A 13,808-nucleotide genomic window follows, 5' to 3' on the forward strand; every position below is an offset into this window, starting at 1 on the left:
GCTCCCGTGGCGGCCCCGGCCGCCGAGGCGCCCGCTGCCGAGCCGGTGGCCGACGAGGCCGCCCCCAAGCGCACCCGCCGCCGTGCCACCCGTGCCGTCGCCGCCCCGGTCGCCGAGCCGGTGGCCGAAGAGGTTCCGGCCGTCGTGGCCGAGGACGAGGCCGAGGAAGAGGCCGCCGAAGAGGCGGAGGCCCAGGCTGCCGAGGCGCCCGCCGCCGAGCCGGTCGTCGAGGACGCCGCTCCCAAGCGCACCCGCCGCCGTGCCACCCGTGCCACCACCGCGCCCGCCGCCGCTTCCGAGGCAGCCGAGGCCCCGGCCCCTGCCGCCCCGGCGAGGACCGTGACCGTCGCCGACGCCGTGGACGCCCCGCAGGGCCGTACCCGCCGCCGCGCGACCCGTGCCGCCGCCCCGGCCAAGGCCGAGGCCCGGGCCGAGGCGCCCGCCGCCGAGCAGGCCGCGCCCGCCCGCCGTGCGGCGCGCCCCGCCGTGGCCGTCTTCCAGGCCCCGGTGTTCACCGAGCCGATGTTCCAGACCCCGGAGACCGCCGCGGCCCAGGCCGCCGCCGAGGCCGCCGCGCTGCGCGAGGCCGAGGCCGAGGCGGAGGAGACCGAGGAGACCGAGGTCGTCGAGGCGCCCGCACCGGTGTCCGGCCGTCGCCGTCGCCGCCGGGGCGCTGCCGCCGAGCCCGAGCCGGTCGTCGAGCAGGAGCCCGAGGAGGAGGCCGTCGAGGCCGAGCTCGAAGAGGCCGAGGCCGAGGCGGAGGACGAGGCCGAGGGCGACGAGCGCCCCACGCGCCGTCGTCGCCGCGGTGGCCGTCGCCGCCGTCGTGGCGAGGCCGCCGAGGCGGAGGAGTCCGCCGACGAGGAGGCCGAGGAGTCCGACGAGGTCGAGGCGCACGAGGACGACGAGGAGGAGGCCGACGAGGCCGCCGCGGGCCTGGGCAGCAGCTCCAGCCGCCGTCGCCGTCGCCGCCGCCGCCGTTCCGGCGACACCGCGGGCGAGGCCGAGGCCGCCGAGGAGGACGGTGTCCGCACCGTCGTCAAGGTCCGCGAGCCGCGTCCGGCGCGCGAGAAGGCCGAGCCCTCCGACGAGGTGCAGTCCATCAAGGGCTCGACCCGTCTGGAGGCGAAGAAGCAGCGCCGCCGCGAGGGCCGCGAGCAGGGCCGCCGCCGCGTGCCGATCATCACCGAGGCCGAGTTCCTGGCCCGCCGTGAGGCCGTCGAGCGCGTGATGGTCGTCCGCCAGAACGGCGAGCGCACCCAGATCGGCGTCCTTGAGGACAACGTGCTCGTCGAGCACTACGTCAACAAGGAGCAGGCCACCTCGTACGTCGGCAACGTCTACCTGGGCAAGGTCCAGAACGTGCTGCCGTCCATGGAGGCCGCGTTCATCGACATCGGCAAGGGCCGAAACGCGGTCCTGTACGCCGGTGAGGTCAACTTCGAGGCGCTCGGCCTGGCCAACGGGCCGCGCCGCATCGAGTCCGCCCTGAAGTCGGGCCAGTCGGTGCTGGTGCAGGTCACCAAGGACCCGATCGGCCACAAGGGCGCCCGTCTGACCTCGCAGGTCTCGCTGCCGGGCCGCTACCTGGTCTACGTGCCCGAGGGCTCGATGACCGGCATCAGCCGCAAGCTGCCCGACACCGAGCGCGCGCGTCTGAAGAGCATCCTGAAGAAGATCGTCCCCGAGGACGCGGGCGTGATCGTGCGCACCGCCGCCGAGGGCGCGAGCGAGGACGAGCTGCGCCGCGACGTCGAGCGCCTGCAGGCGCAGTGGGAGGACATCCAGAAGAAGTCGAAGCAGATGACGACCTCGTCGCCGTCGCTGCTCTACGGCGAGCCGGACATGACCGTCCGCGTCGTCCGCGACATCTTCAACGAGGACTTCTCCAAGGTCATCGTGAGCGGTGACGAGGCGTGGGAGACCATCCACGGCTACGTCAACCACGTGGCGCCGGACCTGGCGGACCGCCTGCAGCGGTGGACCTCCGAGGTCGACATCTTCGCCACGTACCGGATCGACGAGCAGCTCGCCAAGGCGCTCGACCGCAAGGTGTGGCTGCCCTCGGGCGGCTCCCTCGTGATCGACAAGACCGAGGCGATGATCGTCATCGACGTCAACACCGGCAAGTTCACGGGCCAGGGCGGCAACCTCGAGGAGACCGTCACCCGTAACAACCTGGAGGCGGCCGAGGAGATCGTGCGCCAGCTGCGGCTGCGCGACCTGGGCGGCATCGTGGTCATCGACTTCATCGACATGGTGCTGGAGTCGAACCGGGACCTCGTGCTGCGGCGCCTGCTGGAGTGCCTGGGCCGGGACCGGACGAAGCACCAGGTCGCCGAGGTCACCTCGCTGGGCCTGGTCCAGATGACCCGCAAGCGGGTGGGCCAGGGTCTGCTGGAGTCCTTCTCCGAGACCTGCGTCCACTGCAACGGCCGCGGTGTGATCGTCCACATGGAGCAGCCGACCGCGGTCGGTGGCGGCGGCAAGCGTGCGAAGAAGCGCGGCCGCGGCGGTGCCGAGGGCCACGACCACGAGCACGAGGTCGAGACCGCGGCGGGCGAGTCCGCCGAGGCCGTCGAGACGGCGGCGGAGGTCGCGGCCGAGGCGGCGGCTCCGGTTGCGCTGCCCGAGCCGGCGTTCGCCCCGGACGAGGAGCTGTACAGCAGCGCCGCCGAGGCGGAGGCCGCGGTGCGCGGCCGTCGCTCGCGTCGCCGGGCCACCCGCAAGGCCACCGCTCCGGTCGTCGCGGCTCCGGTGGTGATGGACGAGCCGGTCACCGAGCCCGCGGACACGGTGCTGGAGCCGGCCGCCGAGGTCGTCGCGGAGGCCGTCGCGGCCGCCGAGACGGTCGAGGCCGTCGTCGCCGCCCCGGAGGACGTGGAGGCGTCGGTCGAGGAGGTCGCGCTCAAGGGACGTACGCGTCGCCGCGCGACCCGGAAGGCCACCGCTCCGGCGGGTGCCCCGAAGGCGGCCGAGGCCGCTGCGGAGGTCGTCGTACCGGTGGCCGAGCCGGTGGCCGTGGCCGAGCCCGAGGCCGTCGAGCCCGTGGCGGAGGCTCCGGCCGCCGCCGAGGAGCCGGCGACCGCGCAGGCCGAGGCACCGGTGGCGGAGACCGCCGCGCCCCCGCGTGCGCGTCGCCGTGCCACCCGCAAGGCCACCGCGCCTGCCGGTTCGCCGGCGGGTTCGGCCGAGGCGGCCGTCGTGGTCGTCGCCGCCCCGGCGGCCGAGGCGCCCGCGGAGGCCCCCGAGGCCGCCGTGGAGGCCGAGGCTCCGGTGGAGGCCGAGGAGGCCGCTCCGGCCAAGAAGACGGCCCGCAAGGCAGCCGTCAAGAAGGCCCCCGCGAAGAAGGCCGCCGCCAAGAAGACGACCACCGCGAAGAAGGCGGTCGCCAAGAAGACGGTGGCCAAGAAGACCACGGCCAAGAAGGCGACGAAGAAGACCGCCGCGGCGGAGCAGCAGACGCTCCCCTCCGTGTCGGCCTCCACCGACGCCTGACCGGCTCACGGGGCCCGGTTTGACCTCTCAAACCGGGCCCCGTAACCTAGACCGTCGGCGTGTCTGAGGCACGCCGCCACTCCTGAGCACCACACCTCCCGGCCTCGCGGCGTGGGGGAGGCCGCCCGTGCATCGGCCGGGGCCGGCTGGCTTCAGGGGTTCCGTCCCGAGTGAGAGAGAGATCCGCGTGTACGCCATCGTGCGCAGCGGTGGTCGCCAGCACAAGGTTGCTGTCGGCGACATCGTTGAGGTTGACAAGATTTCCACTGCCAATGTTGGCGACACGGTCGAGCTCTCGACCCTGCTCGTTGTCGACGGCGACTCCGTGACCAGCGACCCGTGGGTCCTGGCCGGCATCAAGGTCCAGGCCGAGGTCGTGGACCACCACAAGGGCGCGAAGATCGACATCCTCCGCTACAAGAACAAGACCGGCTACCGCCGTCGCCAGGGTCACCGTCAGCAGTACACGGCGATCAAGGTCACCGCGATCCCGTCGGCCGCGAAGTAAAGAGGGACTGAGACATGGCACACAAGAAGGGCGCATCGTCCACCCGGAACGGTCGCGACTCCAATGCCCAGCGGCTCGGCGTGAAGCGCTTCGGCGGTCAGGTCGTCTCCGCCGGTGAGATCCTCGTCCGCCAGCGCGGCACCCACTTCCACCCCGGCGCGGGCGTGGGCCGTGGTGGCGACGACACCCTGTTCGCCCTGCAGGCCGGTGCGGTGCAGTTCGGCACCCACCGTGGCCGCAAGGTCGTGAACATCGTTCCCGCCGCCTGATCCAGGCGTCAGCGGAACGACACGTAGCACCCACCGAGGGCGGATCTCAGACTTCCCGGCCATGCCGGGAAGCGGGTCCGCCCTCGGCGCGTTTCCATGGGTGCAGTACTACACAGAAATTTCGCTTGATTCCCCCCTCAGTATCGGAGGCACCCCACCATGACCACCTTCGTGGACCGCGTCGAGCTGCACGTCGCCGCGGGTAACGGAGGCCACGGCTGTGCCTCCGTTCACCGGGAGAAGTTCAAGCCGCTCGGCGGCCCGGACGGCGGAAACGGCGGTCGCGGGGGCGACGTGATCCTCACCGTCGACCAGTCGATCACCACGCTGCTGGAGTACCACCACAGCCCGCACCGCAAGGCCACCAACGGCAAGCCCGGCGAGGGCGGCAACCGCTCCGGCAAGGACGGCCAGGACCTGGTCCTGACGGTGCCGGACGGCACGGTGGTGCTGGACAAGCAGGGCAACGTCCTGGCCGACCTCGTCGGCGAGGGCACCACGTACATCGCCGCCCAGGGCGGCCGCGGCGGCCTCGGCAACGCCGCGCTGTCCTCCGCCCGCCGCAAGGCCCCCGGCTTCGCCCTGCTCGGCGAGCCGGGTGACGCCGGCGACGTCGTCCTGGAGCTCAAGACCGTCGCGGACGTGGCCCTCGTCGGCTACCCGAGCGCCGGCAAGTCCTCGCTGATCTCCGTGCTCTCCGCCGCGAAGCCGAAGATCGCCGACTACCCGTTCACCACCCTGGTCCCCAACCTCGGCGTGGTCACCGCCGGCTCGACGGTCTACACGATCGCCGACGTGCCGGGCCTGATCCCGGGCGCCAGCCAGGGCCGGGGCCTCGGGCTGGAGTTCCTGCGCCACGTCGAGCGCTGCTCGGTGCTGGTGCACGTGCTGGACACCGCGACGCTGGAGTCGGACCGCGACCCGGTCTCCGACCTCGACGTGATCGAGGAGGAGCTGCGCCTGTACGGCGGCGGCCTGGAGAAGCGCCCGCGCCTGGTGGTCCTGAACAAGGTCGACATCCCCGACGGCAAGGACCTGGCGGAGATGATCCGCCCCGAGCTGGAGGAGCGCGGCTACAAGGTCTTCGAGGTCTCCGCGGTCGCCCGCACGGGCCTCAAGGAGCTGTCGTTCGCGCTGGCCGAGATCGTCGCCAAGGCGCGCGCCCGCAAGCCGAAGGCGGAGGCGACCCGGATGGTCATCCGTCCGAAGGCCGTGGACGACGCCGGCTTCACGGTCGCCTACGACGAGACCGAGGACGTGTACCGGGTGCGCGGCGAGAAGCCGGAGCGCTGGGTGCGCCAGACGGACTTCAACAACGACGAGGCCGTGGGGTACCTGGCCGACCGCCTCAACCGCCTCGGCGTCGAGGACGCGCTGGTCAAGGCCGGTGCCCGGGCGGGCGACGGCGTGGCCATCGGCTCCGACGAGGACGCGGTCGTCTTCGACTGGGAGCCGACGCTGACGGCGGGCGCCGAGATGCTCGGCCGCCGCGGTGAGGACCACCGCCTGGACGCCCCGCGTCCGGCGACCCAGCGCCGCCGCGAGAAGGAGGCGCGTCGCGACGACGCGCAGCGCGAGTTCGACGAGTTCCGTCCGTTCTGACGGTCCGCGTGATCCCGGGGCCGGGCGTACGTCGTACACCCGGCCCCGGGGCTGCGGCGTGCGCCCCGGCCCCCGGCTCCGGCCGAGGGGTGGAACGGGCCGTTCACCGGGCTCCCGTAGGATCCCGGGGTGAGTAACGTGCTCCCTCAGCACCCGGGCGGAACTGCGCCTTCCGCCCGTGACGGCAGCGTCGCCGTCGTGGTGATCGCCTACAACGACGCCCGGCTCGTCGGCGAGGCCGTACGGTCGGCCCTCGCCCAGGGCCCGGTGGTCTCCGAGGTCATCGCCGTGAACGACCGCTCGTCCGACGGCACCGCGCAGGTGCTGGACGAGCTGGCCGCCGTACACCCGCGTCTGCGGGTGATCCACCGCTCGGAGAACAGCGGTGGCTGCGGCACCCCGCGGAACGACGGGATCGCCGCCGCGTCGGCTCCGTACGTCCTGTTCCTCGACAGCGACGACGTGCTGCCCGAGGGGGCGGCCGAGGCCCTCTTGCGCGCCGCCCTGCGCCACAACGCGCCGGTGACCGTCGGCGCCTGCGTACGCCGGGAGCTCCCGCAGGAGCAGGACACGCCCTGGGTGCCGGGGCTGTACCAGGCTCCCGCGGTCATCGAGCGGCCCGCGGACAAGCCCGAGCTGGTCCGCGACACCCTGTGCGTCAACAAGCTCTACGAGCGTTCCTTCCTGGACAAGCATTCGATCCGCTTTCCCGACGGTCGTTTCATCTACGAGGACTTCGTCTTCACTGCACAGGTGCTCGCCGCCGCCCCGCGCATCGCCGTGGTCCCGGACCTCGTCTACGTCTGGCACGTGCGCCGCAGCGCCGCGCAGGTCTCCATCTCCCTGGACCGCGCCGACATCGGCAACTGGCGGGCCCGGGTCGACGCCCACCGCAAGGCCGTCGAGATCATGCGCCACGCCGGCGCCGACGCCCTCGTCCACGCCTGCCGGGTCAAGTTCCTCGAGTACGACCTGCGCATGTACCTCCGCGAGCTGGGCACCGACCCCGAGTACCAGCAGGCCTGGTGGACGCTGACCCGCGACTACCTCGCCGGCTTCCTGCCGTCGGAGGTCGCCGCGGCGAACGCCTCCGCCCGCTGGATCGTCAACGTGCTGCGCGCCACCGACACCCCGCCCGCCGACGTCGCCCGGCTGGTCGCGTTCGCCGCCGAGCCGCCGCGGCTGCTCCCGCCGTACGCGCGGGACGCCGACGGCACCGCCGTGTGGAGCGAGGAGCTGCCCACCGCCGTGCTGGACGGACTCGACGGGCTGGCGCCGGACCGGCTGCCCGTCACCGTGGACGCCGAGCTGGTCACCGGGGTCGACGGCCGGATCCGGGTCCGCGTCCACGACCTGTACGGGCGCCTGGCGGCGGCCGCCCCGCGCACCGCCCGCCTGGAGTTCCGCACCCGCGGCAGCGACGAGCCGCACGTCGGGAGCCCCACGCCCCTCACCCCCGCGGGTCCGGATTCCTGGACCGCGGACCTGCCGGTCGGCCTCACCGCCCTGGCCCGCGCCGGACGCCGCCGCGGCCGCCCCGGCCTGCAGATATGGCAGGTCCAGCTGCGCGTGGAGTGCGCCGGCGGCGAGACGCTGCTCGCGTCCCTGCGCTGTTCGGGGAACCGGCTGAGCCGCCGGGCCGTCCCCAGCAGAAGGTACGGTGTGCTGCTGGTGCAGTCCTACGTGACGAACTCCGGCTCGCTCGGGATGCGGCTCGCCCCCGGGATGCACGGCACGGTCAGCCTGGTCAGGAACCGGCTGGGCCGGGCCCGGATGGCCAGGGCGGCAGGCTCGGCGGGCTGACGACACCGCTGCCGACCCCGCGGCACGCAGGGACCGCGGAGACCCGCAAGGACAGGAATCGGGAGTAACAATGACCTTTCTGATCACCGGTGGCGCCGGCTACATCGGCTCGCACGTGGTCCGCGCGATGCAGCTCGCGGGCGAGCGCGTCGTGGTGCTGGACGACCTGTCCACGGGTGACGCCCGCCGCGTCCCGGAGGGCGTGCCGCTGGTGGTCGGCTCCGTACTCGACCGGCTGGTGCTCGACGAGACCCTCCGGCGGCACCACATCACCGGCGTGGTGCACCTCGCGGGCAAGAAGCAGGTCGGCGAGTCCGTCGAGAAGCCGCTCTTCTACTACCACGAGAACGTCCAGGGCCTCACCGTGCTGCTCCAGGCCGTCGCGGACGCGGGCGTGAAGAACTTCCTCTTCTCCTCCTCCGCCTCCGTCTACGGCATGCCGGACGTCGACTTCGTGACGGAGGAGACGCCCTGCAAGCCGCTCAGCCCCTACGGCGAGACCAAGCTCGCCGGCGAGTGGCTGGTGCGTGCCGCGGGCCGGGCCCACGGCATCTCCACCGCCTGCCTGCGCTACTTCAACGTGGCGGGCGCGGCCACCCCTGAGCTCGCGGACACCGGCGTCTTCAACCTCGTCCCGATGGTCTTCGAGCGGCTCGACGCCGGTGAGGCGCCGCGCATCTTCGGCGACGACTACCCGACCCCCGACGGCACCTGCGTCCGCGACTACATCCACGTCGAGGACCTGGCGGACGCGCACGTGGTCGCCGCCCGCAAGCTGGCCGAGTGGGCCGCGGAAGGCACCGCGCGCGACCTGACCGTCAACATCGGGCGCGGCGAGGGCGCCTCCGTACGCGAGATGGTCGACCTCATCAACGAGATCACCGGCCACACCGTCGAGCCGCTCGTCACCCCGCGCCGCCCCGGCGACCCGGCCCGCGTCGTGGCATCCGCCGGTCTGATCGAGCGCGAGCTGGGCTGGAAGGCCCGGCACGACGTGCGCGCCATGATCGACTCGGCCTGGGCCGGCTGGGGCATGCACCGCGCCCCGGCCGGCGCCGAGATCATCTGAGGCTCCTCAGTCCACGGTCCTCCGTGCCCGGCCCAGCGTCCTGCGGGCCTTCCGCACCAGCCGCCGCGGCACGGACGGCCGTACGGTGACGCGCAGCCGCTCGCCGTCGGCACCGCGCACGGGCAGGTCCCGCAGGAACCCGCGGTACTCCAGCCGGAGCGCCAGCTCCCAGGTGCCCACCGGTACGCCCCGCAGGCCGGCGGCGGCGGAGACCTTGCCCTCGCCGAAGCTTGAGCCCCGGCCCGCGGTCACGAAGGGCGCCTTGCCCGGCGCCGTCAGCACCAGGTGCACCGGCGCCTCCGCGGGCCAGCCCGGCACCGTGGCGGAGGCCTCGACGGTGGTGCGGCCCAGCGGGCCGACGTGCACCGCGCCCAGGGCGTCCCGGCCCAGGGGGTAGCGGGTGGCGCCGACGTCCAGGTTCACGTGCTGGTGCGGGTCGGAGTGGAAGACGGCCACGGCCGTCGGCCCGGCGGCCCGGCCGCGGTCCACGACCCTGGGCTCGGGCGGGCCGTCGTACGCGGAGCCCTCGGGCCGCGGCAGCCACGCGTCCTTGACCAGCTCGCCGGCGGCCGCGGTGACGCGCATCGTCCAGATGCCGTCCGGCAGCGGGCCACCGTCGGCCGCGTGGCCGACGTCGATCGCGGCGGTGTAGTGGCCGTCCTCGTCGGTCTCGGCGGGCACCCAGTACGTGTATCCCTGGCGCCGCAGCAGGATCCCGGCGCCCTGCTCGGTGGCGGACCCGAGACCCTCCAGCCGGGCGGTGCCGGTCAGCCGCAGCACCGGGCCGTCCCAGTGGTGGTCGGTGAGGCGGTGCCGCAGGGTGATGCGGGAGGTGAGGTCGAAGACCGCGTCGGGTATCCCGGCCGAAGGGTCGCGGAAGGCCGGGTACGCGGCGTAGGCGCGGTCGCCCTCGATGACGGCCGGCCCCAGCTCACGGGCCGTGTCGGCCTCGACGGCGGCGGTGAGCTGCGCCAGGTCGCCGGTGCGCAGGCAGTGGGCGCGCAGCCGCAGGCGCGGCGGCAGCGCCGTGGCTATCCGCTCCGTCATCCACTTCTCGACCAGCGGGGCGGCCGCCCCCGCCATGGCCCGGCGGCCTTCCTCGTCGCGGGCCAGGTAGGGGGCGCCGAACATGCTCAGCACCTCGCCGTGGAAGTGGCGCTCCATCAGCTTGTCCCGGTCCTGCCCCTCGGGGACGTGCGCGGCCACCATGTCGAGGATCCCGGAGACGTACGCCAGCTGGCGCACCCAGTCCACGTCCTGGCGGCTGGCGTTGCTGCCGTCGTCGCGTCCCTCCAGGAAGTAGCAGTCGTGGTCGGCGACCACGGAGATCTTCTCGGCGTGCAGGACGCCGTGCGCGGCGAAGGGGATGTCCTCGTTGATCAGGTAGCCCTCGGTGAAGCGCAGGCCGTGCTTCTCGATCAGGGTGCGGCGCCACAGCTTGTAGGCGGCGAGGGTCCAGTAGACGGGGGAGTCGAAGATGCTCACGTCCGGGCTGTTCAGCCGCAGGTCCACGGGGGCGGGGCGGCCGCCGATGCCCACGATCCGCCCGTACACCACGTCCGAGCCCTGCTCCTCGGCCATGGCGACCATCCGCTCCAGGGCCTCCGTGCCGAGGTAGTCGTCGGAGTCGAGGAAGAACAGGTACTCGCCGGTGGCCCGCTCGATGCCCACGTTCCGCGGCCTGCCCGCGCCGCCGGAGGCGGGCTCGTGGAGCACGGTGACGTTCGGGTGGGTCTGTGCCCACGCGTCCAGCCACGCACCCGATCCGTCACCGGAGCCGTCGTCGACGGCGATGACCTCGATACGGTCCTGCCCGAGGGTCTGGGCCGCCACGGAGTCGAAGCAGCGCCGGAGGTATCTCTCGGTGTTGTGGACCGGGACGATGACACTGACGCGCGGGCCCATGCGGCTACTTCCTCGGGTTCGTGCCCAGACTGCTTCCTGCAACCCGAGGTTACGGACGAGGGCGACGGGCCACCACTGCTCAAATGGTGACCCGTCGCCCGTGCCCGAAAGATCCTTTGCCTGAAACCGGGCCTATCGGCCTTTTCGTCCTCCTCAGCGCTGGAGGAACGCGAAAAGCGCCTCCCAGCGGTCGATGATCTCGCTGCCGGCGTAGCGCTTCACGTTGTGGAAGGCCGCGTCTCCGGGCCGGTCGCGCAGCTCCGGTCCGAGATCGGCCGGTCGAGGTGGGAGGCCAGCTCCATGGTGTTGCCCACCCGGGCCAGCAGGCCGTCCTCGCCGTGCCGGACGATCTCGCGGACGCCGGGTGCGCAGTCGAAGGCGACACACGGCACGCCGGCCGCCATCGCCTCCAGCAGCGTGATCGGGAAGCCCTCGGCGCGCGAGGCCTGAGCGAACACCGAGGCGCCTGTGAGCGCGCCGAGCACGTCGCCGGTGCGGCCCATCCACTCGACGGAGTCGTCGAGCCCCAGCGCGGAGCAGCGGGCGCGCAGCAGCGGCTCGTCGCCGCCGGCGCCGTAGATCCGCAGTGTCCAGCCGGGGTGCCGGGGCGCGACCTCCGACCAGCTGTCCAGCAGCAGGTCGACGCCCTTCTCGTCGGAGAGCCGGCCGATGGACGCGACCACCTTGGCGGTGCGCGGGGCGGGCGCGTCCGGCAGGAAGGGGAGGGGGTTCGGCATGCTGCCGGTGTTCTCCATCCCGGCGCGGATCCACCGGTCGGCGTCCTCCGGAGTGAGGACCAGCATCCGGTCGACGTTGCGGTAGTACCGGCGCACCTGGCCGCCGCGTTCAGCCTCCCCTCAGACCCTCCATGGGGGGATGCTGGGCGGCCTCTCCTCGCAGAGCGTGGTCGTCGCGTACGGCAGGCCGGCCGGGAGCTCCTGGCGGAGGTGCTCCTCGACCGGCGCGATGCCGATGACGTGGACGCGGTTGCCGCGCTCGGTGAACAGCCGGGCGATCTGGTGCGACCAGGTGGTCACCCCGCCCAGCTCGTCCACGCTGTTGCAGACGAGGAAGAGGTCACGGCCTCCCGGCCGTGCGGTCTGATCGGTCACTTGCCCCTGGTGAAGAACTGCTCGACGATCTGCTTCGCCGCGTCGCCGCGGTCGTACTCGCCGAACTCGGCGAGGAACCGCTGCCGTGCCTCGGAGAACTTCGCCGCGGTGTCCTCGAAGCCGTCCACGGTCTCGAAGAGCTCGTCGGCGGAGGAGACGACCGGACCGGGCGCCTTCTCCTTCAGGTCGAAGTACGTGCCGCGGATGTCGTTCACGTACTCGGCGTAGTCGTACGCGAAGAAGATCATGGGGCGGTCGAGCACCGCGTAGTCGAACATCACGGAGGAGTAGTCCGTCACCAGGCCGTCGGCCAGGGCCAGCAGCGGGCTGATGTCGTGGTGCCGGCTGACGTCGATGACCTTGCCGCGCACCGACGGGGGCAGCGTGACGCTGTTGAGGTAGTGGGTGCGGATCAGCAGCGTGAAGCGGTCGCCCAGCTCCTCCGCGAACCGCTCCACGTCGAAGGGCAGCTCGAAGCCCCGCACGGCCCCGTCGGGACCGGCCCGGAAGGTCGGCGCGTACAGCAGCACCGTCTTGTCGGGGGCGATGCCCAGCTCCGCGGCCAGCGGCCCGCGCACGCGCTCGCCGCTCTCCGCCTCGTTCCGGTGGGCCGCGACGAGCTCGTCGTTGCGCGGGTAGCCGGTGCGCAGCAGCACCGACTCCTTCAGCCGGAAGCCCTTGGCGAGGGTGCGGGTGTCGTGCTCGGAGCGGATCAGGAAGTGGTCGAAGCGGTCCAGGGCCACCTGGTAGGCGTCCTGGCCCGAGCGGCCCTGCGCCTTGATGCGCGGCTCGTCGAAGCCCATGCGCTTGAGCGCGGAGCCGTGCCAGGTCTGGATGTAGGTGGTCTCGGGGCGCTTGGTGAGCTTGAGGGGGAAGCCCTGGTTGTCCACCCAGAACTCCGCCTGCGCCAGCGCCCGCAGGTACTGCCAGCTCCACCGCTTGACCAGGGTGGCGTCCTTCGGGAAGCCCTTGGCGCTGCCGGCGTACGACCAGACGGCGTCGAACTTCACCCCCTGGCGGCGCATCTCCTCGTAGATGGCCTTGGGGCTGTCGCTGTACTGCTTGCCGAGGTGGCTCTCGAAGACGACCAGGCCCTTCTTGACCGGCAGCTTCGAGAAGACGTCGTGGTAGACCTTGATCTTCTGCTCGCCCGAGCCGAAGTTCCGCTTGGCCTTCAGGGCGCGCTTGAGGCCCTTCTTGAGCACGCCGGCCGCCTTCGACTGCATGGCGTCGCCCAGCAGCTCCGTCGTACGCACCGCGGCCTTGCCCTCGGCGGTGAGCACGTACGACAGGTTGCCCTTCTTCGTCATCTCGGGGACGAACCGGTCGGCGACCATACGGGTCAGCCGGGGCCGTACGCGCAGCGAGCGGGCCGACTCCAGGTCGGTGCCGCCCACCGAGACGCGGGTGGTCAGCTTGTCGCCGCCCGCGGTCAGGATGAGCCGTACGTCCCAGACGGCGTCGATGATGCCCAGCGGGCGGACCTTGTGCGCCACGTCCGCCTCGGCCGACCACGCGATGGTCCCGCCCTCGTGCCGGACGGAGGTCGCCGGGAAGCGGAAGGACTTCACGCCGATCTGACGGCGGGCGCGGAACTCGACGGCGGCGCTCAGCTTGGCGTCCGGCTTGATGCGGCCCAGCGGGTTCACGACCTCGCCGGCGAGCCGTACCGTGCCGCGGCCGTCGTCCTCGTACGAGGTGAGCCGGTTGCCCAGGGTCAGCGCGGTCAGCGGACGGGTGTGGAAGCCGTCCTCGGTGACGTCCAGTATCCGGCGGGCCTCGGCGTCGTCGAGGTGCTCGGCGCACCAGTAGATCCGGCCGTCCCGCTCGGCCAGCGGCGAGGTCAGCCGCCCCTTGTTGGTGAGCGCCTCGGCCGTCGGCAGCAGGTTGTCCCAGTCCTCCTGCTTGAGGAGGTAGGCGCAGATCGCCTGGAGGGGCTGCACGTGGTCGTAGGCGTCGGGGTGGATGGTGTCGAGGTAGCCGTTGGCGAGTTGGGCGAATTCGTGGCGGTAGTCGTCGTCGAGGAGGGGGAGGTCGCGGAG

General features: G+C 72.7%; 8 protein-coding genes and 1 pseudogene. 6 read left to right on the forward strand and 3 right to left on the reverse strand.

The genetic code is table 11. From position 1 onward, the window contains the following. From ACIF6F_RS25420 to galE, 6 genes are all read left to right on the forward strand, one after another. On the forward strand, positions 1–3,498 hold a 3,498-nt coding region (locus ACIF6F_RS25420; RefSeq protein ID WP_399950762.1), incomplete at its 5' end, for a ribonuclease E/G. 187 nt (positions 3,499–3,685) lie between these two features. Continuing rightward, a complete protein-coding gene (rplU, locus tag ACIF6F_RS25425; protein ID WP_399950765.1) occupies positions 3,686–4,006 on the forward strand; it encodes a 50S ribosomal protein L21 in 321 nt (106 codons plus the stop codon). 14 nt (positions 4,007–4,020) lie between these two features. After that, the gene (rpmA, locus tag ACIF6F_RS25430) at positions 4,021–4,275 is read left to right on the forward strand and encodes a 50S ribosomal protein L27 (RefSeq protein ID WP_008738950.1); all 255 of its coding nucleotides are present in this window, start codon (positions 4,021–4,023) and stop codon (positions 4,273–4,275) included. A 159-nt stretch (positions 4,276–4,434) separates the two neighbouring features. After that, positions 4,435–5,877: a GTPase ObgE gene (gene obgE, locus ACIF6F_RS25435; RefSeq protein WP_399950768.1), complete on the forward strand. Its 1,443-nt coding sequence runs from the start codon at positions 4,435–4,437 to the stop codon at positions 5,875–5,877. A 129-nt stretch (positions 5,878–6,006) separates the two neighbouring features. Beyond that, positions 6,007–7,680: a glycosyltransferase family 2 protein gene (locus tag ACIF6F_RS25440; RefSeq protein WP_399950771.1), complete on the forward strand. Its 1,674-nt coding sequence runs from the start codon at positions 6,007–6,009 to the stop codon at positions 7,678–7,680. A 70-nt stretch (positions 7,681–7,750) separates the two neighbouring features. Beyond that, positions 7,751–8,749, forward strand: a complete 999-nt coding sequence (gene galE / locus ACIF6F_RS25445) for a UDP-glucose 4-epimerase GalE (RefSeq protein ID WP_399950774.1) — start codon at positions 7,751–7,753, stop codon at positions 8,747–8,749. Between the two features lie 6 nt (positions 8,750–8,755). Here galE and ACIF6F_RS25450 read toward each other — a convergent pair whose 3' ends face one another. The 3 genes and pseudogenes from ACIF6F_RS25450 to ACIF6F_RS25460 form a co-directional block, all read right to left on the reverse strand. After that, positions 8,756–10,654: a glycosyltransferase family 2 protein gene (locus tag ACIF6F_RS25450; RefSeq protein ID WP_399950777.1), complete on the reverse strand. Its 1,899-nt coding sequence runs from the start codon at positions 10,652–10,654 to the stop codon at positions 8,756–8,758. 153 nt (positions 10,655–10,807) lie between these two features. Further along, a pseudogene (locus tag ACIF6F_RS25455) lies at positions 10,808–11,766 on the reverse strand (glycosyltransferase). Next, positions 11,763–13,808: CDP-glycerol glycerophosphotransferase family protein (locus ACIF6F_RS25460; RefSeq protein WP_399950780.1), on the reverse strand; the 2,046-nt coding region annotated here is incomplete at its 5' end. The pseudogene ACIF6F_RS25455 and the gene ACIF6F_RS25460, both read right to left, overlap by 4 nt.

It is taken from the genome of Streptomyces sp. NPDC086023 (genome assembly GCF_044540325.1).
Lineage (GTDB): Bacteria > Actinomycetota > Actinomycetes > Streptomycetales > Streptomycetaceae > Streptomyces.